Origin of the sequence: Campylobacter sp. JMF_01 NE2, from assembly GCF_027737365.1 — a bacterium.
Lineage (GTDB): Bacteria > Campylobacterota > Campylobacteria > Campylobacterales > Campylobacteraceae > Campylobacter_B.
This window is the reverse complement of the sequence record NZ_JAOVTR010000004.1, coordinates 21912-45800: the sequence shown is the minus strand read 5'-3', so window position 1 is coordinate 45800 and position 23889 is coordinate 21912. Positions and strand designations below refer to the sequence as shown.

General features: G+C 31.0%; 35 protein-coding genes. 33 read left to right on the top strand and 2 right to left on the bottom strand.

What is annotated here, in order from left to right:
• The first annotated feature begins 56 nt into the window (after positions 1–56).
• The 18 genes from OFO01_RS07230 to OFO01_RS07145 all read left to right on the top strand — a co-directional run bounded on the left by OFO01_RS07230 (position 57) and on the right by OFO01_RS07145 (position 8398).
• Positions 57–602: a hypothetical protein gene (locus tag OFO01_RS07230; protein WP_270859539.1), complete on the top strand. Its 546-nt coding sequence runs from the start codon at positions 57–59 to the stop codon at positions 600–602.
• 159 nt (positions 603–761) lie between these two features.
• Positions 762–1109 (top strand): hypothetical protein, encoded by a 348-nt coding sequence (locus OFO01_RS07225; RefSeq protein ID WP_270859540.1) that lies wholly within the window; start codon positions 762–764, stop codon positions 1107–1109.
• A gap of 34 nt (positions 1110–1143) precedes the next feature.
• Entirely contained in the window at positions 1144–1362 is a 219-nt protein-coding gene (locus OFO01_RS07220) for a hypothetical protein (RefSeq protein ID WP_270859541.1), read from the top strand.
• 39 nt (positions 1363–1401) lie between these two features.
• Positions 1402–1590 (top strand): hypothetical protein, encoded by a 189-nt coding sequence (locus OFO01_RS07215; RefSeq protein WP_270859542.1) that lies wholly within the window; start codon positions 1402–1404, stop codon positions 1588–1590.
• A gap of 78 nt (positions 1591–1668) precedes the next feature.
• Entirely contained in the window at positions 1669–1974 is a 306-nt protein-coding gene (locus OFO01_RS07210) for a hypothetical protein (RefSeq protein ID WP_270875531.1), read from the top strand.
• 161 nt (positions 1975–2135) lie between these two features.
• Complete coding sequence (locus OFO01_RS07205; RefSeq protein WP_270859544.1) at positions 2136–2279, top strand: hypothetical protein; 144 nt, start codon at positions 2136–2138, stop codon at positions 2277–2279.
• A gap of 60 nt (positions 2280–2339) precedes the next feature.
• Entirely contained in the window at positions 2340–2702 is a 363-nt protein-coding gene (locus OFO01_RS07200; RefSeq protein ID WP_270859545.1) for a hypothetical protein, read from the top strand.
• A 35-nt stretch (positions 2703–2737) separates the two neighbouring features.
• Positions 2738–3061: a hypothetical protein gene (locus OFO01_RS07195; RefSeq protein WP_270859546.1), complete on the top strand. Its 324-nt coding sequence runs from the start codon at positions 2738–2740 to the stop codon at positions 3059–3061.
• A 155-nt stretch (positions 3062–3216) separates the two neighbouring features.
• Positions 3217–3366, top strand: coding sequence for a hypothetical protein (locus tag OFO01_RS07190; RefSeq protein ID WP_270859547.1), 150 nt, complete (start codon positions 3217–3219; stop codon positions 3364–3366).
• A gap of 10 nt (positions 3367–3376) precedes the next feature.
• On the top strand, positions 3377–3931 hold the full coding sequence (locus tag OFO01_RS07185; protein ID WP_270859548.1) for a hypothetical protein: 555 nt from the start codon (positions 3377–3379) through the stop codon (positions 3929–3931).
• A gap of 41 nt (positions 3932–3972) precedes the next feature.
• Positions 3973–4233, top strand: a complete 261-nt coding sequence (locus OFO01_RS07180) for a hypothetical protein (protein WP_270859549.1) — start codon at positions 3973–3975, stop codon at positions 4231–4233.
• Between the two features lie 25 nt (positions 4234–4258).
• Positions 4259–4579, top strand: a complete 321-nt coding sequence (locus OFO01_RS07175) for a hypothetical protein (protein ID WP_270859550.1) — start codon at positions 4259–4261, stop codon at positions 4577–4579.
• A gap of 171 nt (positions 4580–4750) precedes the next feature.
• On the top strand, positions 4751–5203 hold the full coding sequence (locus OFO01_RS07170; protein WP_270859551.1) for a hypothetical protein: 453 nt from the start codon (positions 4751–4753) through the stop codon (positions 5201–5203).
• Positions 5204–5416: 213 nt separating this feature from the next.
• Positions 5417–6055 carry a hypothetical protein gene (locus OFO01_RS07165; protein WP_270859552.1) on the top strand — a complete coding sequence of 213 codons (639 nt, stop codon included), beginning with the start codon at positions 5417–5419 and terminating at the stop codon, positions 6053–6055.
• A 304-nt stretch (positions 6056–6359) separates the two neighbouring features.
• Positions 6360–6650 carry a hypothetical protein gene (locus OFO01_RS07160; RefSeq protein ID WP_270859553.1) on the top strand — a complete coding sequence of 97 codons (291 nt, stop codon included), beginning with the start codon at positions 6360–6362 and terminating at the stop codon, positions 6648–6650.
• Between the two features lie 356 nt (positions 6651–7006).
• Positions 7007–7228: a hypothetical protein gene (locus tag OFO01_RS07155; protein WP_270859554.1), complete on the top strand. Its 222-nt coding sequence runs from the start codon at positions 7007–7009 to the stop codon at positions 7226–7228.
• 45 nt (positions 7229–7273) lie between these two features.
• Positions 7274–8065, top strand: a complete 792-nt coding sequence (locus tag OFO01_RS07150; RefSeq protein WP_270859555.1) for a hypothetical protein — start codon at positions 7274–7276, stop codon at positions 8063–8065.
• A gap of 33 nt (positions 8066–8098) precedes the next feature.
• Positions 8099–8398, top strand: coding sequence for a hypothetical protein (locus OFO01_RS07145; protein ID WP_270859556.1), 300 nt, complete (start codon positions 8099–8101; stop codon positions 8396–8398).
• A 541-nt stretch (positions 8399–8939) separates the two neighbouring features.
• On the opposite strand, the gene OFO01_RS07140 is transcribed toward OFO01_RS07145, so the two are convergent.
• The gene (locus OFO01_RS07140; RefSeq protein ID WP_270859557.1) at positions 8940–9107 is read right to left on the bottom strand and encodes a hypothetical protein; all 168 of its coding nucleotides are present in this window, start codon (positions 9105–9107) and stop codon (positions 8940–8942) included.
• A 6-nt stretch (positions 9108–9113) separates the two neighbouring features.
• Positions 9114–9338 (bottom strand): hypothetical protein, encoded by a 225-nt coding sequence (locus OFO01_RS07135; protein ID WP_270859558.1) that lies wholly within the window; start codon positions 9336–9338, stop codon positions 9114–9116.
• Between the two features lie 421 nt (positions 9339–9759).
• Between OFO01_RS07135 and OFO01_RS07130 the strand changes: the two genes are divergently transcribed.
• The 15 genes from OFO01_RS07130 to OFO01_RS07060 all read left to right on the top strand — a co-directional run bounded on the left by OFO01_RS07130 (position 9760) and on the right by OFO01_RS07060 (position 23877).
• Positions 9760–10263 (top strand): hypothetical protein, encoded by a 504-nt coding sequence (locus OFO01_RS07130; RefSeq protein ID WP_270859559.1) that lies wholly within the window; start codon positions 9760–9762, stop codon positions 10261–10263.
• Positions 10256–10756, top strand: coding sequence for a hypothetical protein (locus tag OFO01_RS07125; RefSeq protein ID WP_270859560.1), 501 nt, complete (start codon positions 10256–10258; stop codon positions 10754–10756). The genes OFO01_RS07130 and OFO01_RS07125 overlap by 8 nt, the downstream gene beginning before the upstream one ends.
• Positions 10753–11382 carry a hypothetical protein gene (locus OFO01_RS07120; RefSeq protein ID WP_270859561.1) on the top strand — a complete coding sequence of 210 codons (630 nt, stop codon included), beginning with the start codon at positions 10753–10755 and terminating at the stop codon, positions 11380–11382. The genes OFO01_RS07125 and OFO01_RS07120 overlap by 4 nt, the downstream gene beginning before the upstream one ends.
• Positions 11369–12733 carry an AAA family ATPase gene (locus OFO01_RS07115; RefSeq protein WP_270859562.1) on the top strand — a complete coding sequence of 455 codons (1365 nt, stop codon included), beginning with the start codon at positions 11369–11371 and terminating at the stop codon, positions 12731–12733. Before OFO01_RS07120 ends, OFO01_RS07115 begins: the two co-directional genes overlap by 14 nt.
• Positions 12734–12743: 10 nt before the next feature.
• The gene (locus OFO01_RS07110) at positions 12744–13556 is read left to right on the top strand and encodes a hypothetical protein (protein ID WP_270859563.1); all 813 of its coding nucleotides are present in this window, start codon (positions 12744–12746) and stop codon (positions 13554–13556) included.
• Positions 13549–15048 (top strand): hypothetical protein, encoded by a 1500-nt coding sequence (locus tag OFO01_RS07105; protein WP_270859564.1) that lies wholly within the window; start codon positions 13549–13551, stop codon positions 15046–15048. The genes OFO01_RS07110 and OFO01_RS07105 overlap by 8 nt, the downstream gene beginning before the upstream one ends.
• Positions 15049–15059: 11 nt before the next feature.
• Positions 15060–15407, top strand: a complete 348-nt coding sequence (locus OFO01_RS07100) for a hypothetical protein (protein ID WP_270859565.1) — start codon at positions 15060–15062, stop codon at positions 15405–15407.
• A gap of 11 nt (positions 15408–15418) precedes the next feature.
• Positions 15419–16576, top strand: coding sequence for a hypothetical protein (locus OFO01_RS07095; RefSeq protein ID WP_270859566.1), 1158 nt, complete (start codon positions 15419–15421; stop codon positions 16574–16576).
• An 11-nt stretch (positions 16577–16587) separates the two neighbouring features.
• Positions 16588–17115: a thermonuclease family protein gene (locus OFO01_RS07090; protein ID WP_270859567.1), complete on the top strand. Its 528-nt coding sequence runs from the start codon at positions 16588–16590 to the stop codon at positions 17113–17115.
• Between the two features lie 13 nt (positions 17116–17128).
• Positions 17129–19141 (top strand): hypothetical protein, encoded by a 2013-nt coding sequence (locus tag OFO01_RS07085; protein WP_270859568.1) that lies wholly within the window; start codon positions 17129–17131, stop codon positions 19139–19141.
• A 10-nt stretch (positions 19142–19151) separates the two neighbouring features.
• Entirely contained in the window at positions 19152–20285 is a 1134-nt protein-coding gene (locus OFO01_RS07080) for a hypothetical protein (RefSeq protein WP_270859569.1), read from the top strand.
• Positions 20286–20299: 14 nt separating this feature from the next.
• Positions 20300–21700 carry a lipase family protein gene (locus OFO01_RS07075; protein ID WP_270859570.1) on the top strand — a complete coding sequence of 467 codons (1401 nt, stop codon included), beginning with the start codon at positions 20300–20302 and terminating at the stop codon, positions 21698–21700.
• A gap of 109 nt (positions 21701–21809) precedes the next feature.
• Complete coding sequence (locus OFO01_RS07070) at positions 21810–22148, top strand: hypothetical protein (protein WP_270859571.1); 339 nt, start codon at positions 21810–21812, stop codon at positions 22146–22148.
• Positions 22132–23262: a hypothetical protein gene (locus tag OFO01_RS07065; protein ID WP_270859572.1), complete on the top strand. Its 1131-nt coding sequence runs from the start codon at positions 22132–22134 to the stop codon at positions 23260–23262. Before OFO01_RS07070 ends, OFO01_RS07065 begins: the two co-directional genes overlap by 17 nt.
• Before the next feature lie 108 nt (positions 23263–23370).
• Positions 23371–23877 (top strand): hypothetical protein, encoded by a 507-nt coding sequence (locus tag OFO01_RS07060; protein WP_270859573.1) that lies wholly within the window; start codon positions 23371–23373, stop codon positions 23875–23877.
• Positions 23878–23889 lie beyond the last annotated feature (12 nt).

Sequence of the window (23889 nt, the reverse complement as noted above, 5' to 3'; positions counted from 1 at the left end):
CTTTTAAGTTTAATTAATATATAATACCACCATATTTTAAGAGATAGGAGAAAAAAATGGGGCAATATTACAAAGTGTTAATCAAAGGTAAAAAAGTAAAAAAGGCTTATGATATTCCTTATGGGTGTAAATTAATGGAACATTCGTGGTGCGATAATAAATTTTGTTTATCAGTCGTTGCAGAACTTATAGACAATCCAAAAAATATAGCTTGGGTCGGCGATTATGCAGAGCGACAAGACTATGAAAAATTTAAGCTTGGCACAGAACCAAAAGAGCTATGGTGGAGTAAAAGTTTAGATAAGCCAGTAGCATTTAAGCCTATAAAATCACTTAACGAAGTCAAATTCTTAGTCAATAAAACCAAAAAACAATTTATTGATTTGGCAGAATATCAAAGAAATTCAATAAATAAAAACTATGATACAGCACCATTTCCACTATCGCTATTAACAGCGATTGGAAACGGACAAGGTGGTGGCGATTATTTCTCGCCTGTAAATTTAGATTTAATCGGAACTTGGGCTTTTGATAAAGTCTATTTTACAAATGACTTACCACAAGATTACAAAAAAATTGATGTGTGGTTTGATTGTGATTAAAAACTGAAATAGGGCGATTATTCGCCCTTTCATACTCGCTAAAAATTATAGATTTTTCCAATTTTACTTACTTTTTTATTTATTTTATCTTTATTTTTATTGACTTTTAAGTTTAATAATAATATAATACACTCATATTTAAAGGATAAGGAGATAGAAATGGGTTACAGACCAAATATTGTTGCAGAGCCGAGAGATTACGGCGAGGAAATCAGTGGATTTAACTATAACAGCGATAAGTTTGAAACGCTTTTAGAAGAATTGTTTGAGGTAGAATACTTTACGCCTGACAACCAAGAAAGCCTATACGAAATTGAAAATTCAGAAGTAGAAAAATTAAAAACTTTTGAATTCGACAACGAAAAAGTTGCTGAAATCGCCAAAGATTGGGGCAAAAACGAAAGCTATGTTATGGAACTAGCTACTTCCCTAAAAAACAGCTTGATTGGTGCATTAGATACCAATTACAGCAAAAAAATAGGCTATGTAGCCATTGAGTGGTTTTAATAACCACTCTACAAAATTTTTAAAGGATTAAAAAATGCAAAGAGAAGAATATTTACTAGACATACAAAAAAATTATTATAATTTTAAGCGTTGCAAAAGTTGCAAAAACATAAACGACAAAGACAATGAAAAATGTTGTCATTGTGGCGGAACGGAATTTAACAAAAATGGCTCTTATGTAATTGGCGCAATTAATAGCTATGCACGAAACGGCGACAGCTACAACTATGACCAAAGCTATCTTGTAAGATAGCTTTAACCCCTATTATAAAAACAAGAAAGGAATAAAAAAATGATAGATAAAGATAAATGCAAAGATTATTTATTTGATTTGTTTGAGGAATTTGATGATTACGACCCTATAAAAGATAGACTTCGCAGTCTAAATTCTAACAATGATTTAAACGATGATGAATACGATTTTTGTATGGAAAATTACGAAAATTATTTAGATGAGTGGCTCTATTTAACCCTAAGATAGAGCCTAATAAAAAAAGAAGTAGCAATAAAATGCTACTTCTGAAATTTAAAAAATAAAACAAAAGGATAAAAAATGGGTATGTTTGCACAAATAGTAGAACAAAAAGTTACTAAATATAGTCATAGCGTATCTTTTGGCGATGACAGAAGAACTTTTGATAGTTTAGTCGATGAGCTAAATTTGGAACAAAACTACGATAGCGATTACAATTATGATGAATTTAGCGATTGTGAATTTTCAGCTTGGCAAATCAGAAAACTAAAAGATAAAGATTTGTCAAAAGTTAGCGATAAAGCTAAAAAATTAGCCGATGATTTAATAAAAGGCTTAGATACGCTGTATTGCAAAGAAAACGGCTATGTTCGTGTTGAGTGGTTTTTTTAAGCCACTCCCTAAATCTCTTTATATATTTTTTATTCTTTTTTATTTAATTTTATTGACTTTTAAGTTTAATTCTACTATAATACACCCATATTTCAAGAGAGGGAGAAAAGAACAAAATGTTTGTATTACGAGCAACAAGTAAATTGGAAGAAAGTTATTATATGAATAGCATTATGGTAACAAGTCAGGTGGAGTGTGCAAAAAAATATAGCAACAAAACAGAAGCCGAAAAAGACATAGAAGCGTTTAAAAGGCTTTTTTTCTATGAAAGCCCAAAAATTGAAGTGGTTGAGTTAGAGGATTGATTTTAAAGGTAGCTTCACGCTACCTTTTGGCTAAAAAAAAAGAGATAAGGAGAAAACAAAATGTTAGTTTTAAATTTTAAAAAAGTTTGTGAAGCGCATAGCTTTTATTTTGACAACGATAGCAAAAGTGTTATGTTTGGCGAGTGTTTAGAAGTGTATAAATTTGATGACCAAAGTAAAATATGTGATTATGATGAGATAAGCGATGATGAATTAAAAAATTTATCCGATTATCTTATGGAACAATGGAATAAATCAAACAGCGATGGGTGTCATTTTACGGCAGGGGATATTTTAATTAATGGTTGTGATTTAGATGAGAGTTGGACTTTGTCTGAAATTAACGCAGAAGTTAAAGATTTCTTTTACGAAATGCGACAACTTGCGAAAGATTTGAACAAAAACATTAAAGAAGTGGCTTAATTGCCACTTCCTAGAAATAAAACAAAGGATAAAAAATGATTAAAAAAGAAAAAGTCGTAGATTACACCTTTGATGGCGAATATTTTGATATAACCACACAAAAAGAAAATGGCGATATTGTCGATGATTATGTTATCGCTATCAAAGAAGATGAAGTGCATTATTGTTATATCGAAAAATATGAATACACAAAAGATGAAAATGGCAAGTGCAAAATTATACAAGATAGCTATAAAACAATAGAAGAAAAAATATTTGGCGATGCCGAAGATGAAAACGAATTTTTCAAAGCCTTTGATGAAGCTATGACTTATTTTGACAAATATTTTGAATTCGACCGTTGCCAAAAAGTGGCGTAAAAAGCCACTTTTCTACTCCTTAAAACTTATAGAAAATCCGAAATTCCTTAATTTTCTTATATATTTTTTATTCTTTTTTTCTTTACTTTTATTGACTTTTAAGGTTATTTAATATATAATACTACCATATTTCAAGAGGATAGGAGAAAAGAAAAATGGAAAATGAATTGATTGACTTCATTATTATTTTATTGCCTTTATGCGTTGCATTTGTAAGCTTTTGGATAGCTTATGAAATTGCTTGTTTTATAGCCAAATTTCTAGGTATTGACCTAGCAAAAAAACTAGAAAAATTTAGTCTATAAGGGGGCAAAGATGGGAGCGTTCAATTTTAGCGATAAAAGAGGCGTAGGTAGTTTTAAATACGACAGCGATTTAAATTTTATCAATGTTAAAGACATTAACGAAAAAATCGTTAATAAAGCAACTTTAAAAGCAAATGCTTTTTTAGAAAAAAGTGGCTTATATAATATCCCTGAATTTGACAAAGACTATTGCGATATGCGAAATTATTTCTATAACAAAGAGATAATTAAAATCGAGGAAGGTTATTACGAAGGCTTTAAGTTTTATGTAGATTATGATGAAATCCAAGATTTATGTGAGAATTTTCTATATGAACGAGAATGCGATTTAATGGAAACAAATCGAAATGGTATGCGTGTTTGTGTAGAAAACGGCGAAAGCAAATACGAAGTTGCAAAAGAAATTGCCGATAAGCTTTATGATTGTATTTGCGAATATGTTACAAGCTTATTATATATCTTTGGTATGAAAAACGGCTTTAACGAAGTCTATCAAACAGGCTTTTTTAATTGTTTTTCAACACCTATAACAAAGTCATTAATTAAGGCTGCAAGGGCGGCGTAAATCGCCCCCTTTAATCAATCATAAAACAAAGGATAAAAACAATGAAAATAACAAGCGCAACAGAACTAAAAACTCTAATGGAGGAATTAAAAAATCAAAATGGCGAGTGTAGAGGCATAGACAAAAACTATAAGAAATACGAAATAGATATAAGAGCGTGCAAAGATGGCTTTGATTATTACTACACAGCCGAAGTCAGATACAGAGGCGATTTTGTATTTGAAACAAAAAGAGAAATTGACAACGAGGCGCAACTAGCCAAAGAAATCAATAAAGCAGTAGATGCGAGAGTGAATTGGTAATTTAAAAATACAAAAGGATAAAACAATGGAAATTTTAGAAAACATAGCAAAAAAGCTAAATGGTAAGACTTGGGTCAAAAACGACAAAATAAGAATTTATCTGTCCGATGATAGAGATATAAGCGCATATATCGAATTTGATGAACTGCCGAAAGTTGATACAGGCGATAAAGCTTATTTTGGTGCAAATTTGAAAGTTTTTTGCGATTGCAAAAATCAACCTACTACTTTTAAAGTCAATCGTGCGAAACAAAAAAAGCATTATTGGGCTAATATGATTTTTGACAAATTAGAATTAAGCGATAAATTCAAGCCTTGCGATGATTGGCACGAAATAATTTTATAAATCAAACTAGGGGTGATTATTTTGCCCCTTTTATTCGCCAAAACTTATAGAGTTTTAGCTAAATTCTGCTTATTTTTGCTACTTTCTTTATATTTTATCTTTACTTTTATTGACTTTTAAGTTTATTTAGTATATAATACACTCATATTTCAAGAGGATAGGAGAAAGAAAATGAGAGTATCAGATTTCATTAATTCACTAGAAGGTAAATCAAATGAGGAAGCAAGAGATATTTTAGATAATATCTTTAACGATTTAGGAAATAGTGGTCTTTATAAGGCTTATTTTGAGATAAACCGAGAACAAGATTTGGATTATGCAACGACAGGACATATTATAGAGTTTTTGCAAGATTTTGATAATATCAGCCAACACGGCGCAAGAGGTGGCTATCACGGCTTAATTTATTGCGATAGTATGGATAGATTTTTTGGGAAATACAGAGATGATTTTATCGAATTCTTCGAGCAAGACAGCGAACTAGTGGATTTCATTAAGGAAAAATACGATTTCCTTGCTATTCTTTGTGGCTCTCGCTATGAATTGGTGTATTTAGTAGCCGAGCAACTAGCTTTTAGGCTTTGCGATTATATAGAAAGTAATTGCGAGGAAGAGGTGGCATAATTGCCACCTCTTAAAAATAAACAAAGGACAAAAGATTATTTACACTTGTGAAATTTATGATATTTACACAGATGAATTACTATCTTATGATGAATTTACTAGTTTATACGATGCCGAAGCATTTGGCGAAGTAGAAACACACGAATTATCAGAATTAGGTTATGAGTGTGCTTTTTACATTGATGAAATAAACTGCCTTTAAAAGGAACAAAAATGAAAAAATTTGTATTAACACAAGAGGATAAAGAGTATTTACTAAAATATGGAAATTTGGAGCAAGATTTAGAACAAATCGAGCAAGGTATTAATGTAGGTGTTTTTAAATACAAAAACAGAAAAATCAGCTACAAAAAAGCCATTGAACTACTTGGTAGAGATGAATTTTTAAGTGGTGCAAGTCGCGCAAGTTTTCATTGGAACACAAGCAGAGAAACATTGAACGGCGATGAAAATGTAGATTTTGATTTTAGCGATTTGTTTTTGCCTGAAATTGAAAAAGAGTGCGAACAAAGGCGAGAGCAAAAAAGAATTGAAGTAAAAAAAATTAGGGAAATTTGCAAAAAATGCAGTTGCAGACTATATGAAACTTCTGATGAAAATAACTTTTCTTTATATTGTGTAATCGATGAACGACAAGACAAAGAGATTTATTTTATTAGTATCGACAATTTTACAGCCAAAAAATTTACAAGTGAAATTATAAAATTTTACAACAAAAAGGATTTGCACGGCACACTTTTAGAAAGACACGCAAAAGGTAACACTGATAATATTACAGATATTTTTTACGATGTAAAATTTGCAATCGATAGTTTAAAAGCTTTACATAAAGAGCTATTAGAAAAACAATGAATTAAAGGCGAGTTAATCGCCTTTTTTTAAAAGCTAATGCTCCTTAAAACTTATAGAAATTTGGCTAAAATTGTCAAATTTCTATCTTTTTTGTTTATTTCTCTATATAGTTTTATTGACTTTTAAGGTTAATTACTATATAATACACTCACTTTAAAGGATAGGAGAGGGTAGAAAATGAGAGATAAAAATATCGTAATGGGATATAAGAGAGAAATCTCTTTAAAGCCGAGAGTTGTGAAGTCTAAAAAGACATATTCACGCAAGAAACTTAAAAAGATTGAATACTAAAAAGGGGGCAAAAATGAAAGAATTTTATCAAGTGTTTTATTACAGAGCAAATAAATATAGCGATGGCGAAATCGAAAACGATGGAACGCTTTGGCTAGTTGGCTGCTACGAAAGTAAAGAGAAAGCAATCGAGGCTATTAAAGAAGATGCGAAAATGACTTATTTAAAAGACACGCAAGATGATTTAGATGAAGTCGGCGACTTTCAATGTTTTGATACAGAAACAGAAGTTGGGTTTCACGGATATTACAATATCGTTGTCCTTGAATTAAACAAAAAAATAGATAAGCGAATAATGTATTAATCGCTTTTAGTAAAGGCAGCCAAAAACTGCCTTTTTCTATTTTTGTTATAACATAGCAAAAACAACGCACAAAAACCACTCAAATTTCAACGATGATAAAAAATCCATATCTTTACACCTAAAACAGATATAAACGATTTAAGAGCAGTTTTAGAGCTTTTAAACAGCGTATATAATTTTATGTTATTTGCCTGTTTTGAATTGCTGTTTTATGCTTTTTATTCGCCAAAACTTATAGAAATTTTGATTTTTCTTTGCTTTTTTGTATATTTTTTATTATTTTCTTATTTAGTTTTATTGACTTTTAAGTTTATTTTGATTATAATACACCCATATTTAAAGGATAAGGAGAGAATATGCAAAGAACTATCGAAGAGTTTTTCGTTAGAAGTTTGGCTATAACTTTTTTTGGTGCTTTTTTTAGCTTTTTCCTTTCAAATTTCATTACAACACAAAGCGTTGCTGATTTCTTTGGCACAAGTTTTGAAATTTCTGCTTGCGCCTTTATGGGGTGCTTTGCAATGGGTTTTGTAATGATGTGTGTAGATTGCGTTATCAGTCTATTCAAAAGAGCGTAAGGGCGAGAAATCGCCCTTTTTTTAAAACAAAGAAAGGATAAAACAATGGGTCAAAGAAGTCAAATTTATGTAGCTTGGGAAAAAGAAAATGGCGAGCGTGAAATTATTGCTAGATATTTTCAATGGAATTATGGGGAGAGAATGATTTCAAGGGTAACAGGAATTATTAATTGTCTTTTTGAAAATTTAGAATATAGCTTTGAATTTCAAACAGATAGTTTTAAACAAAAAATTAAACAAATGGCAGAAACAAATTTCGATTATTGCGATATTACTTTAAGTAGCGACATAATCCAAGAATATAAGGAAATGGGGAAAAAAGATAATTTTAGCGAGTTTGTTTTTACAAGCCAAGATAACAACGATGGGCAATTTTATTGCTTTGTAGATTTAAAAAACAAAAAGATAAAATATGGGTTTGTAAGATATACAGCCTGCAATAACAATTTCAAAATTTTAAGTGCAAAAGAATATATCGAGCCTTACAAGCCATATTTTACAAAAAACCAAGCAAAATTTACAAAAGAAAATCTAGCTTTAATCAACGAAAAAGCTGAATTGATGAGCGACCACGAATTAAGAGAGTTTATAAATTTCGATTATGGCATAGAACCGAATAAGCCTAAAATCGACTATCAACTAATCGCAGTTAATAGCATTTTAGAGCGAGTTGAAGCTATTGGCGAAGTAGAAACAGCCAAAGAACTAATTAAGCGTTATGATTTAAACGAAGCAGAAATTATAAGCTTAGATTGTATAACGCACAAATCAATACTAACGGCAATAAGTGAGTTAAACAAGGAGGCATACGAAAGAATTAAAGGAAAGGCGATATAATTCGCCTTAACCATATTTTTGAAAGGATAGATTATGCGTAAATTTGATTTTTATAAAGCCTATAAAAGCTATGCTACAAAAACAAAAGAGCCATTGGAGTTTGATAAGTGGCGAATTGAAAATTTTAAACTCGTGTTCAATGCAGAACAACACGAAATGTTTCAGCAATTTGAAAAAGAGAGCGATTGTAAATACGGAAAAGAAATTGAAAGAGATTGGGGCAAAGCTGATATAAGTGCCGAACAAGAATATAATTTAGCTTTTTATCGTTGGCGTGAAATAGAAAGCCCTTTGATTCTGTTTGACAATCAATGGTATTTGGAGCGAGCCTAAAAACTCGCTTCTTTTGTCTTATTAAAAACATACTCTAAAATCTATCTGCAAATTCATTTTGTAAATTTTTTGCTAAAAACTCAAAAACACTAATTCTAAATACTTTTGCTTTTTTGATAATTTTGGTTAAAATAATCAAGACTTGATTTAGTGATTTTTTTCGAAAAAAGAGTGCAAAAAATTTTGCGCCTGCGCTTTATATAAATTCTTATTATTTATTATATAATTATGGGGTGTGAATAACTCGAAATTTTTTGCTTTTCAAATTGCCATTTAGCCGAACTTGGCAAGCGATTTTGGGTCGAAAAATTTTCTATAAGTTTTGGCGAGCATTTCTATAAGTTTAGGCGAATAGTTCTATAAGTTTAGGCGAACAACTCTATAAGTTTTGGCGAATAGGTATGAGAGCAGTTATCAAAAACAAAAAAAGCAGATTTGAATAAAATCGTGTAAAATTTTAGAGAAAAATTGTAATTATAGGTTAAAGCCAGAGGCGGCAACCTCTGACTTTGATTGAAGCCTTTTATATTCTTGTTTGTAATTACAGAAATCTTTCAAAGATTGAAGCGAGGAAATTTAGTAATTTTCCCTCGTATATATCAGTGGCAATGTTTTTAAAAATTGAATAGCTATAAACGATTCCGAAACCAAAATAGGCTAAAACAGCTATCCAAAAGATTTTATCTTTCCAAGTGTTTTCTTTTTTCATTATGTGCTATTTGCCTTGTGGTTTGTTGTATTCTTTCAAAAATGCTTCAACTGCTCTAACATCTTTGAACGCATATTCTCTGATTGTTTTATCGTTCGCACAATCAAGTAGTGCTTTTTTAATCAAAGATGATTTGTTGTGTTGTAGATTATCCCACAAAGGAAGTAAGTCCTCAGGGATTGTAATCATTTTTGTTACTCTTTTTGTTTTTGGTTTTTTAATTTTTTCCATATTAACTCCTTAGAATATATTTTTACTTTGATTGAATTATAAGTTTTAATTCTTAAAAATTGCTTATAAATAATATAAAATTAAGATAATTTTGATAATGAAAAAATAGGGGGTTAATGCCGTTTAGATTTCTTGTGCTTATAAGATTATTTTAAGAAACAAAAGAGAGAAAGCAGAAATTTAAAAAAGCCCATTTCTAGGGAGTTTTAGCTAGTTGAGATTTTACAAAAGAAAAAGGCGTTTTCTTTATCTAAACTTAAAAAATAAAATTTAATATCGCTATTACGGACTTTTGATTATATTTTATTTACCATTTTTTAATTTTTATTTTTTGCGTGCAAATTTTGTTAAAAAAATAACAAAAAAAGTTAATAAAAATGTATTTTTAGCTATATATCTATTGACAACATTAAGCTTTTTAATGTATAATTATGTTATGTTACAAAAAGAGTTCTTATTTAAAAAGCTAAAAGCTGAAATCAAGACAAATGTATCTTTAAGAACATTGCATTTAGTGCTTGTTCCTTATACAAAAAAGTATGATTTTAAAACAGAAGAATTGATACAAGATTTTATAAAGAACGAGAATTTAGATGTGGTTAATGATAGAGTAATCAATCTTCGCTCATCTGAATTTTTACGCAAGTTATATTGTTTTGTTGTTTTACGCAACAGAAAAAGTATTTCAGAAAATCAACTAAGAAAGTTTATGAGTAGATTTTTCAAGGTTGAAATTAATGATGAAATTATGCACAAAATGCACGGAATTTTATTGTATCAGTTAGTGGGTTTTTGTGAGTATAAAAAAGAAAAATATAATTTTCTCTCTACAACAGATTTGCAAGAAATGTATTTGCAAAATCAAATTGATTTTAAGCAGTTTAAATACATAAAAAAACTAATAAGGATTACAAAATATGATTAAGTTTATTGCAGAAAAAAAGTCTTGGACCAACAATGATTTGATTGCTTATTTTGGTTTGGATTTGAGCGATTTTGAATTGTTATTCAATGATAGCTTATATATCTCAGATGCGCAAGACCAAGAAATAACATATATGTTAGAGGACATAAGAGAGTGGATTGAATTAGCAAAAAGAATTGTTTTTGAAAAAGAAACAGAGTGTAAAAATCTTGTAAAAATTATTAATAAAATTTTAGCAAAGCAAAAACATTTGCCAGTAGAAGCAATACAAACAACTTTGCAAGAAATTCTAGAAAAGAACGAGAGTTATAGAATAGTTGTTTTAAAAGAAGGTATTAGTGAAGCTGAGGCTGAGGCACAAAAAAAAGAAGCTGAAAGAATGGAGAGAGTAAAAGCACAAACAAATGAAAAACCAAAAATGCCAAGTCAAAATAGAGCAATGAATGCAACCGATGAAGAATTGGAAGGCTTTATGGGGGCAGTGAAACAATGAAAGTCGGTTTAACTGAATACGCAGTAAAAAATAAAAATCACCCTGACATAGTTTGGTTTAAACAAGATAGTCAGGTGCAACATATTTTATTGAATGCTGACAAGCTAAATCTTTGTCATATTAAAAGCTTGAAGCCTAGTTTTGATTTTACAAATGAGTATGTTTGGGATAAAAATTCCGAACAACCTATTGCAATTTTTGAATATGGGTTTTTTGAAAATTTGACTAAAAAATTAAAAAGAACGAGAAAAAATAGTGAATTTTCAAAAAATGCAGATTTGAAAGTTTTGGATAAAGAGGTTGAAATTTTTTGTTTTACAAAGAGATTTAAACTCTTTGTTCGCTCTGAAATTTTATCAAAAATGAAAGATTTTATTAGAGCCACAAGAGAGTTAAATCTAAATGAAAACTATATGATTTTCTTTAATCAAAACACAGAGCAGTATCTGTATTTTACTTTTGAGGGGTTAGAAAAATCTGTTTATCTTGCAACGATTGCAGATAGATTATTCTTTGTGCAAAATGGAATTTTGTATTTAAACGAGTTTTTTCTGATTCATAAAAATGGCGAAAAAGTTTTAATAGAACGACAAGAAATAGGAAAAATTACAGATGAGATTTTTTAAAATTGATGACTTTTATTATTTCACTAGTGCAGGCTTGACTGAATTACAGCAAAGATATAATATCGAATTGCCTGTAAAAGTTATAGGCAAAAAACAATTTTTAGATGAATTGGTTAGCAGAGAAGACATAGAAAAAGTAGATTTTATTTCTTGTTTTTTGCCAAAAGATTTACTGCCTGAATTACCTGATATTGAATTGATAAGAGTGCCAAATAAATTTGGACTTTTGACAAAAGAGCAACAAGAACGAGGAGTTAATCCTTTTGAAATTTTAAAATCAAAAATCGGTGCGAATATCTATCAGCCAAGCTTCACTTTTAACGATTATGTTATCGACAAAAATAGTGTTGAGTTTCAAAACTTGATGGCTCAAATTCGTATGATAGATGTTAAAAAACAATCAGGCTTACCACTCAAAGGATTTTTCTTAACTGGTGTTCCAGGAACAGGAAAAACATTTTTTGCTAAATGCGTTGCAGGAGAATTGAATAGAGTTTTGATACATTTAAACCTATCAATTTTTATCAACGCAACAGATACTTTTGGATTGCTTGAAAGTTTCTTTGGATTCTTTGAACACAATGAGGGTAAATATGTTGTATTGATTGATGAGATAGAAAAGATGCTTAGTGGTAATAATCCAAAGACAAAACAGGTTTTGGGTTGGTTGCTAACTGCACTAAATGATATAAATGAGAAGTCATTAAAGAGCGAAGTATTTTTTATTGCAACTGCAAATAATATTACAGACTTGGCAGTTGAAAATCCTGAGCTTTTCAGAAAAGGTAGATTTGATATGTCTATCTATTTGACTGCTCCAAATATTAATAAGGCAAATGAAACTTTTAAAATTTACATTGACAAGATGAATAGAATTTTTGCAAAACAAACACTTCCATATTTATCTCAAATCGCTTATGAAAATTTGAAGTTCGGCAGAGAAATACCACTCGATAAAAATTCAAAAGCTAGTCAAATTGTAAATATGTTTTGTGAAAACGAAACCTTTAAATCATTGATAGATTTAGATTATGAAAAATTAATAAAGAACGAGGAAATTTTAGAATTAATTAAAAGCATAAAAGAGCAATACTCTTTTAAACTGCCTGTGGAAAAATTAATAGCTGTTATAGGTTCTGTGTATAGAGAACTAGTAACAGACAGAAATTTATTTGCTTATGTTCCTGCCGAAATCGAACAGATGATTGGCGAATTATATTTGCTTTATTTCTTCGATGAGCAAGAGCCAAATTATTTTACCTATTTTGAAAAAAATTATCCGATACAAGTTTCAATGGCGAAGGGTATAGAAATTATGAATTCAGCCACGCAAAATTTTGTTAGGTTTTAAAGGATTGTTGATGAATTACTTTTTGGGAACAGGTTTTAATCTATTTGCACGAATAGAAGAGTTAGATGATGAAGTTAATTTTTTAACTCGTTTAAGAAATTTACATTATCGCTATTTTCATTTTGGCTATCGTTTGGAATTAGAAATCGAAAGCGATGAAAAAGAAGAGTGGCAAGAATTTTGCAATAAGGTAGAAACAGAGTGGGAAGAGATAAAAGATAGGGTTTTATCTGATGGCAAAGTTGTTAAAGAAATTGTGAAATTAAACCAAATGGATTTTGACAACTACTATGATGCAAGAGTAGAAGAATTTAATAATTTGTTAGATAAGGCGAGAAGCTTTTTAGATGATGACACAATGATTGCTTTTAACGCTTTGAGCCTTACTAAAAAAACAAGTGGTGTAAAAATAAACGAAGTAGATATTGACAAATTTAGTTATTCAAAATTGGTAGGGGCAAAAGTCATTGATGATTTTTTGAGTGATATTGTAGAAATCCTAAAAGAAGAACGAGTATTTTTTAGGACAACAGCATTAGCGCACGAGCAAATTTTACAACTGCGAGAAATTATTTATGATTATGCTTTGGAAGATATTGGCGATGAATTTATAAATGAAATTCAAAAAATATTATCAAAATGGCAAAGCAACACAAATAGTGATATTGCGTTTGTAACTCCTGAGAATTTTTATAATAAAAATGGAGAACAAATCAGTAAAGAGTTAAAAAGCGCAATAGAGAAAATATTTCTTAAAAATGATAGAGAATATCAAAAGTTTATAAAAGAATTCGAGGTAGGAGGAATTAAGGTCAATGAGTAAAGAAAGAGAGTATGCAGTTACTATAAACACATATTTATCAGGTGGCAGACACGCTCAACAAGAAAAGTTTTACGGAAATTTAAGAGAATGTTTGGGTTTTATTGGGAAAAATTCTGATTTGTTAAATGTCGTAAATTGCTTTAAAGAATGGTTTTCTTTGAAAGATATAGAAGAAGATAAATATTATTCTTTAAATGACCTTTCTGGTTATTATGATGAGTATGGAAATCGTGAATGGATTGATGAAGAATTAGAGAAGAGATATATAGAAGCTTATAGAAATTCAGATTATTATCTAAATTTTATGCCACAAGGGCGATTAAAAGATAGCAATATCTGCTTTGAATTTTACGGCGCACCAGGTGTTGGAAAAAGCACAATGGCTCAAAATTTCTTTGAGTATTGTAACCAAGAAAAAAAATATGAGGTCGGAAAAGTTAGAGAGAGCGCAACAGAGTTAATTGAAAAAGGTCAATTAGAATCTTTAAAAAATCAACCGTTAGTAACTATGATGCAAGCTTTGGGTGTCAAAAAAGCTTTAAATAAATCAGGTGGAAAAGTTGTTTCTGAATGTGGTTTAGAATTAGGTAAAGTCTATAATCAAAATCCAAACGATGAAAATCGTGTTGAAGAGATTATTACAAAAACAATGGCAACTTTTTTAAATGTTCCTATTGTAATTTTACACGATGAGCATTCTAAACGATGTTATTCGGAGCAGGGTAGAGTTCATAATTTAAATGAAAGTTTAGCAAAGGAAAACGAGATAAAAGGGCTTTTTGAAGATAAGCCTTGCATTTATGTAAGCAGATATATTTCAATGCCTGAATTAATGGATAAAATCAAAGAATTTTGTAGAGAAAATTATCATATTGATATTGTTGATTTGCTTGAACAAAGAAGTGAAATTAAGGTTTATGAAAATCTCTTTCCTGAGCCATACCAAGCGATACAAGAACTTTGCGCTAGATTGGGTGTCGATGAAGTAGATAATCAAATGGTTTGGGAAAAAACGATTGATTACATTAAAGAACACGAACTATACGAAAACAATACTGATATAGATGATGCGCAAAGGGTTTTAGCTAATCTTTATCACGACTTCTATGCAGATGAACTTATTTATAATTTTGAATCAAAATTAGATGAGTATTTCGAAGATGCTTATGAATTAAAATTTGATGCTAGCAAATTTAAATCAGAAGGTTGCTTATATATTAATAGCAATGCTGTCTATGATATTAAAGATTTTACAAAGGCTCTTATAGATACATATAGCGATTTGAGTAATAAGAATAACTCTGATTTGAAAGTATTTCATCTTGAAGGTGCTGACATTATAAATGACAGAGTTCAAGTGCAAAGAGAAATTAGCGATTTGCTAATGATGAAATTTGAAACAAAAGTAGAAGCTCCAAAATTTCTTGCAGAAGAACAACACAATGTTCAAAAGCAAGAAGAACGAGTTGAAAATCAATTAAAAATTAACTAAGGAGAGAAAAAATGACAACGCCTTTTATTATGGAATTTAATTCACACAAAGATAGTTTCGACCAAAAATATGTTGATGATTTGAAAAATCTCTTGTATGTAAAACTTGGCATTAAAGAGATAGGCGAGAGAGAAATGCTTCGATTCATTATCGAAGAGCGAAATTACAAAAAAGCTTGTGAAAAAACTTTTCTTAGCTTGTGTTATATTAAAGCTATGGCTTTTGCTCTTGAAAAGTATGTTGATGACAAATACAAAACAGGCACAAAATACAGTGTTAATGAAAAGACACAAGAGATTTGTTGGAACGGCAGAGTAATTCGCACTTATGATGATTACAGAAATAGTATAGCTGGATAAAAGGAAAACTAATGGCAAGAGTAAGTGCAAATGATAGATTTCCTTATTATGTAATCGGAAGTGATAAAAATACTTCCGAGATACTTTTCTTTAAAGTTGATAGTGAAGCAGATGAAATGAAATTTAACCAAGGTATGCGGGAAAAAAGTAATAATATTGCTTTTTTTAATGAAGTTGCTTCTGCGACACTTCAAAGAGCAGAGCCACCAAAAGAGCAGTTTTTGGGAACATTAAATCATAGCGAATTACCTTCGCTTATTGATTTGCATCTTTTCAAATTTGATGAGCAAGAAAACAAGCTATTGCCTGAATACTCTATTTTTTCATTTCGAGAAAAAGAAAGAGTTGCATTAGAATATGCTTTTTTAGGCTCGGATTTTGATATTCAAATCATAGATGAAAATCATATTAGTTTATCTTTGTTAAACAATCCAAATCAAACTATTTTTTTCGGAAAGAGAGTTGAGGATAATACAGAGTTTATAAGCTTAGATGAAATGACTTTTAATATTGGAATGTTAAAAGATTCTGTTGGAAGAATGCCAATTATAAAACTTAACGAATCAGAAAATCTTTTGAAACTTGGAGATTTCGATGTAATTTATCCACAAGGTTTGGATATCGGTTTGGTTGAAAAGCTGATTGATAAATTAGAAGATGAAATTATGCAACGAGATTATTTAAGCGAAAAGCCAGAGGCTGTTTTGTTTAGAGAAGTTCTTTCTTCGCCTATGTATTCATCAATACAAGAAATACTGCCGTATTTTGGGAAAGAAGATTTAGATAATTTAAGCATTTGGAAAGAGTGTGCAAATGAAAAGTATCAAACTCTTGGCGCAGATAAAGTTTATATAAATGCTTTGTTAAAAGAAGTTACGAATTTGCTTAATGATAAATTTCTAAAAACAAGTTCGATAACAGCTAGGCTCGATGATAAAAATGACCCTTCGCATATCATATTGGTTAGCGATGAAGTCCAAAGAGAAGTTACTAATAAAGATAGTTTTGTGCAAGCACTAGCTGAGATATACCAAAAATCAAACGAAAAAGATATGAAAATAATCGATGATTTCTTTTTAAAGAATGAGGGTAGAAATGTTACACAACTCTCGCAAGAAGTATCTGCTAAGCTCGCAGAGCAAAACGATGTTTGGCTAAATAAACCATAGGGGATAATGAAATGATTAGAAAATTTTGTATTTGTTCGTTATCTGTTTTGGCATTAAACGCCGAGGTTATTTTAGGAAGCGTGTATCAAGTTAAAGATGGCGATACGATTGATTTTGCTACTGAGAGAGGCACGATTATTTGCAGAGTTTTAGGTATTGATACGCCTGAGAAATTTGAAAGCAATAAGCTACAAAAAGAAGCTAGTAAATTTGGTATTGACCCAAATTTGATTACAAATGCAGGCGAATTAGCTTCGCAATATGCTTATGCTTATTTTTCGCAAAACGCAACTTATGAATTAAATATCAATGAAACAGATAAGTATGGCAGAGAACTTTGCATAATCTCTGATTCTCGTGGAGTGTATAACGAAAATATCGTAGCTGATGGATATAGTGTCGTGTATAAAAATGGCAAATATATCAAAGATAAGGCTTTTAGACACAAATTGCAGGTTGCCCAAGGAAACGCAGTAAGAGCAAATAATGGTCTTTGGGCTGATTTTAAAATTCTAATGAAAAAAATGGCAAATGATTAAGAAAGGATAGAAAATGGCAAGAAACAAAAAAGGCGAAATGCTAAGCAAGATTATAGGTAGCGATAAAAAAACAAAATCAAATAAGCCTTCACAACCAAAGCAGGAGAAGAATAATTCTGCTGAGCCAGCAGAAACTCCAAAAAATAATACTGCTACAAATAAACAGAAAAAAGAAAATCAAAAACAAGAGCAAGACAATACTCCTGTCGTAGCAGGTGCGCCAAAAGGTAAAGCAAGTGCCAAAGATACAAAAAAGAAAGGCAATGGTGTAGGAGAAGTTATTGGTGCAGGGGCAAAGGCAATATCTGATGAAGCAAGAAAAGCAGAGGAACAAGCTAAAAAAAATAAAACAGAATATGGTGGTGTGTTTCGTATATGTTTTGAGTTGGATAGAAAATATAAAAATGGTTTTGCTAAGAACAATTCAGACAATGCAGGAATTTTCAATGACCTTGCAAAGAAAGCCCTTCCTGTTATAGGTATGAGCGCATTAGCTTATGCTGGATATAAAACATTAGAAGATGGCTCTTTGGGAACGCAGGAAGCTAGATTATTAGAAAAAGATACAAAATTGACAGATAGCGAAAAACATCTACAAGAAGATAGATTTCATAAGAATTTGATTGTAGAAAAAATTAGCGATGCACTAGATTTATCAGCTACTAACACACGAGAGTTAGCAAACGAATTAAAAAATACCGAAAACGGATTAGAGTGGCTTGATAAGAATATTTATGTCGCCGTTAAAGAAGCGATAATGGATTCAAATTTTAAAAATAACATAGACAATCTAAAAGCATCTGTTGAAGTCATAGAAAAAGCGTTTGCAATAGATTATGATGCGCAGGCAAAATTTGTAGAAAATTATGTTTTTTCAAACGGCGAATTAGATGATAAAAGCAAACAAGAGTTGCGAAATGCTTTAAATGATTTTCATAAAAGTGTAGAAGATGGAAAACCTAATATAAATAAGCTAGAAACTATGTTAAAAGATAAAGGTTTTTCGCAAGAGAATATTGACAAAGTTATCAATGCTATTGATGATTTGCGTAAGACAGAGTCTGCATATTGTATGCACAATGCTAATGTCTATGCTGAACTTGCCCAAAAGAAAGAACAAATTAAAATAGCAAATGAATTGATTAGCAAAGGTAAAAATTTAAGCGCAGAAGATGTTAGTAAAATCGTAAAAGAAAATAAAGATGGCTATGCTGCTTTAATGGCTGTTGCTTCTAATATGTCTGTTGAAGGCAGTATCAATAAATTTGAATTAGCCATTGGCAATTCAGAAAATGGTTTAGATGATAGAAACCAAATTGCTTTGAAAGACCAAAATTTTATAAATTTAAAATCTTTGGAACTACCTACATTGCTAGAAACGGCACAAATTGCTAAGTATGGCGAGTTGCCTTTAAAAGAAAACAAACAATACGAACAAATGAGTTTGGCACAACTCAAAGAGCCAAATGGTATTGTTAATGTCAATCCATTTAATGCTTCTGTTAGAGGCGAAACAGGTGTGTATTTTAGAGATAAAAACGCAAACATTATTGCTGATAACAAAATTAGAATTTCAACTATAAGCGAAGCAAATTCTAACTTGGGAAATCTTTTAAATTACAATACAAATCCACAAGCTATGGCTGTTATTTTTAATGGTTTGGAAAACCATATTAAAAATCGAAATGTCATCGAAAAAGGCTGGAATAATATCACTTCTATGTTTAAACAAAATGCAGGCTTAAATTTTAATGTTCTTGGCAAATTAAATGACTTTATGCACAACAATGTTGAAATTCAAACTATGATTAAAAAAGGTTATGCGCCAGAAGAATTGCAAGCAAAATTTAAAACTATGAATTCGCAAATTCATAGTGCTGTTTTAAGCGAGAGCGAGAAAGATAGTTTTAGTCAAGTTGCTAAAAATATGAATGAGGCTTCTAATATTGCAGAACAATACAATAATGGCAATATACAACAAGCTGTAAAAGAGGCAAACCAAGAGTCAATGTCGATGAGTATGTGAGAGGTGTGATATGGCTGTTAATAACAGGGATAAAAATATCGAACAAACCGAACAAGAAGCAAAAAAAATAGAGGCAAAATATCTTAAATATGCAGAAGAATATTTATATTCAAGAATAACAAATGCTGAATTTGAACTTGCTGTAAAAGGGTATGCAAAAGTTGTTTCAGGTGATAGAAATTTTGAAATGGGGATTAAAAGAAATTCAAACGACCCCCTTTATGCTAGTTATTTTGAAACAGCTAATGGCGAAAGAAAAGTAGAGGGGAGTGTAAATTATGCTGATGATAGCCTTGAGGGTAATATTGTTCGCCAAGGAGAGCATAATTTATCTATAAGAGGTAAAAATATTGGAATATCTGTTGCTCAAAAAAGTGATGGAAGTTTAGAAGCAGGGATTTCTTCTGGCATATATGATGGCAATGTAAGTTTAGAGAATGGTTTTGTAAAAGAAGTAAGTGGTGGTGTCGGTGGAGAAATATCAACTAAAAGAACCATAAAAGGTAAAGAGTTTGAAATATCCGCAGGTGTGAAAGCCGAAGCTTCGTTTTCGCAACCTGAGCGTGCATTAGAAGATTTGACTTATTATTTCAGATTTATGGAAGAAAATGGCGTAAAAAGACAAGAAGCCATAAAATTGTTAGATAAAAATAGAAGTGCAGGTTCGTATGGTGGAAAAATAGATGATATTGCCAAATCAGTAGTTCGTAGTTGCATACAACAAGCAACGCAAGGAACGAGAGCATCTGTGGCTGTATATGGCAATAGTGCAAAAGAACTTTATGAAAATGCTGTTGCAAAAGGTATTAATGGGCATATAAAAATAGAAATTCCTAATGAAACTCGAATTAGTAATGCTTTTGGTGGTTATGGGTGGCAGTATTTTGACAAAATAGCTTATGGTGCTAGTAATTTAGTGGCTAGTGGATTAAGTATTTTTGGCTGGAAAACACCAAAAGAAATTGTGGAACAATACGGAGAAGCACAAGCTTATAATAATGCAAATTTAAATGTAATGGCTAAATTAGATAAAGAAGCTCTTGACAGATTAAACAATACACAACCAAAAAACAAAGAGCCTGTGCAAGAAGTTGCTACCAAAGTAGCTAGTAATGAAGTGGAAGAAAATTCTATGAAATTATAAGGAAAGGATATGTTATGGCAGTAAGAGCAGTAGATAGGGTGGCAGAAAAAAATAAACAAGAAATGGGGCTTGCAGATAAATTTGCGCCTTTTGCATTAGCTTCTTATCGTGATAATGAGCATACTGATGATGAAGATGTGAAGCGTAATGAAGCGATGAATTATCTGACTCTGAAACAGGGATATAAACTAGCTTATGCAGTGAGTCATAAAGGTCAAATTGGAGCAAGAGAATATAATTTTTTCAGAGATACAAATATGCCTAGTAAAGGATTAAATTATAGTATTTTTGTAAAAGAAGATGACAATACAAAACAGCCTGTTGAATTAATTATTGCATTTAGAGGAACTGATGGTAAAACCGATATAAAAACCGATAAGGATTTAGTGGCTGGTTCGCCTGATAACATTAAGTCATTAAATAATTTGCCGTATGGCAATGTTGCTAGGTTGGCTACTTTGGGAACAAGAATAGTAAAAGGTTCTTTTACGGCTGGAATTGCTGACCAGTGCATTGAGGCTATGGCTATAATGGAAAAAATAAAAAAATTGCAAGATGAAGGTAAATTGCCGAAAGATATAAAAATTAATCTTACAGGACATTCTTTGGGAGGGCATATTGCTAATTTTATAGGCAGAGCATACCCTGAAATGGTTGATAATGTTGTAGGATTTAACGCTGCGTATAATAAGAAATTTGGGTTTAATCAAAACGACCCAAATCAAGTTGAGTTACAAAAAGACCCAAATAATCCTATTACTAAAAGGATAAATATGGCGATACAAAATGTTAATCCACCACACATTTTCAATTTTATCGGTAAAACAGGTCCAAATATTGTAGCCGATATAGAAAATACTTATAATCCGATTCCAATAGCAGGCAATGGACACGAAATATATGACTTTTGGAAATCGATAAGAGGACAGAATTTGGCTCTTAATATGGGAGTTAATCTAGATGATACAATTAATTTGTTTGCTAGACAATATGAAAAATATAGAACAATCCCTTCGGCTATATCTCGTGCTATTAGTGAATTTATGGGTTCATATAAAGGTAAAAACACAGGAGATTTTGCCGATGCTTTTATAAATGGTCTAAGCGATAAAATTCTTGGAGCAGATGCTAAAAATTTATCAGTGCAAGAGAAATACGAAGAGTTATTATCACTTGCAAAAGATGGTAGCATAGCTACTGTGTTGGCGATTAATGCAAAACAAAATCCTTTAAAATTTAAAACACCTGAAGTTGGAAATGGTATAGTTAATGCTCGATTGCTTGGAGAATGTGAAAAAGTTACTGGTGCATCTACAATCCGATATCATAAAGATGCTAGAAGTGTAGAAAGTAATGTTGATTTTACCTGCGTTTCTCCAAAAAAAGAAGATGAAGAAACAGGAATGAAAATATAATTGTAGGTTGCTTGATATTTTAATTTAGACCTTTTTAAGGTTAAAATTCTAAGCTATTTAAAATTGGCTTTAATAGTCAAAAATTTTTAATAAGGAAGGTAAGAAAAAAATGACAAACGCAGAAGCGAATTATCCATTATTAGGAACAAAGATTGTGCTTGATGAGGCAAAAATCAAGCAAGAGGGTAAATATAGTGTCGATGAGCTTTGGAGTAAAATTGACAAGATTGCAAACTCTTGCAATATGCAAAAAAGTGATGCGAACACTTATTATGCCACGAGTGATGAAAATGGTTTTTCTAATTTAGGCAGTTTTGCTTATGTTTATTTGATAAAGGAAAAATGGTTTATCGATAATGTCAAAGAATGGTTGTGGCTTGATGAAGAAGAGGGTGATGAAGATATGATGGGAGATGTAATGGAGGTTAGAAATGCCAAGAATATATAAAAAAGCTTTTCATTTTGATTTAGACACTAAGGCTTTACAAGAAAATTATAAAAAGAAAGATTGGCATAATGCGTATAGTGATTTAGAGCGTTTTATGGAGCGCAATGGCTTTGAACATACGCAAGGTAGTGGTTATATCTCAAAACAACCTTTACAAAAAAAAGAACTAGCTAAGCTTATTTCAAAAATGGCAACTGAACTTCCTTGGTTGTATCCTAGTTTAAAAGATGAAAATGCCTTTACATTTACCAATGTTGTTGGGGGAAAAATGAATGCACAAAATGAGTTGCGACAGGCTCACGAAGCTAATATGCGAAATCAAGAAAGTCTATCAATGTTGCAAAATCAACGCCTTCAACAATTCCTAATTGATTATAGAGAAGCCAAAGATAACGGATATGTATTCAATATCGAGGATTTCATCAAATACGAAACTTCACTACTTGAAAAATATGGCGATGAAGTGTATATCAGCCAAGAAGCCAAAGAACGAGCTTTGCGAATGAGTGGCGAGGATTTAAATTTAGCAGCAGTTATGCAGTTAGAACCTGAACTCTCATCTGATATGGATAATTCTGCTGTTTTGTCTGCTTTTCAACCTATGTTAGCAAAAGAGCAGGTGCAACAGGTCGAAGAAAAAATAGAAGCAAAAGAAACGATTAAAGATAATAATAAAAATTCCCAAGAGCAGGTTAATAACTATAATCAAGAAGTGCAAAGACAGGCTCAAATTAAAGAGCAAGAAAGACAAACTGAGCAAATAAAAAAAGACCAGCAAGAACTTGAAGAGCAAAAAAACAAATGGAAAGACAGGGCGTGGAATGCTGCAAAAATAGCTTTAAATGTAGCGACTTTTGTTCCACCATTGTCAGCTGTTGGTGTGCCTTTAAAAGCAATGCAAATTGCTACGAAAGCGTTTAATTTAGCAAAAGCTACTAAATTAGCTACAAGTGCAGCTGAATTAGCACCTGCCACCAAAGCCATAGTTGCCGTAGAAAAAGAAGCAGTAGCATTTGCAAATACACGCAAAGGTATAAATGTGGCAAAAGAAATGGGTAAAGATATGGCTATTGAGGAAACTCAATCACAAATTTTAGGGAACGCTCTTTCATAATTAATTTTTAGCCTTGCTTTTTTTGAGTGAGGCTAAAATTTCAAACTCTTTTAAGTTTAAATCATTAGTATTTATTTTAGTTAAATTTTAAAACATAAAAGGATAAAAATGAAAAAATCATTATTAAGTGTTGCGCTTATGGCAATGTTAGGTTCTAGTTCGCTTATGGCAGATATTGATGATTATGTGGCAAATGATAACAACCAAAGCGTTAATGAATTCGTTAGAAAAATACTTATAATGGCAGAAAAAGGCGATATGGATATATTGGATTTTTATTCAAATCAAGTTTTACCTTCTGAGGCAGGATTGCCACTTACGCAAGAGGATTTAAAAGAAAGAATTGTTAAAAATTTGGATAATATTTATGTTCTTCCTGATGGTAAAGAAACACTTTATGGAACTTTTGACCTTTATGCAATGACTAATAAAATCAATGATGATAATACAATAGAAGTTCTTGTTGGTTGTGGTGTAAAAAATGCTGATGGCATTCCTATCCCAAGAATTGTAGAAGAAAATAATAATCCTTTGATTATTTCTATTGAAAATGGAAAATATCGTGTTAAATCTATGCCTGAACAAAATCAAAAAGGTTGCACCAGAAATGAGTGAGCGATTTTTTTG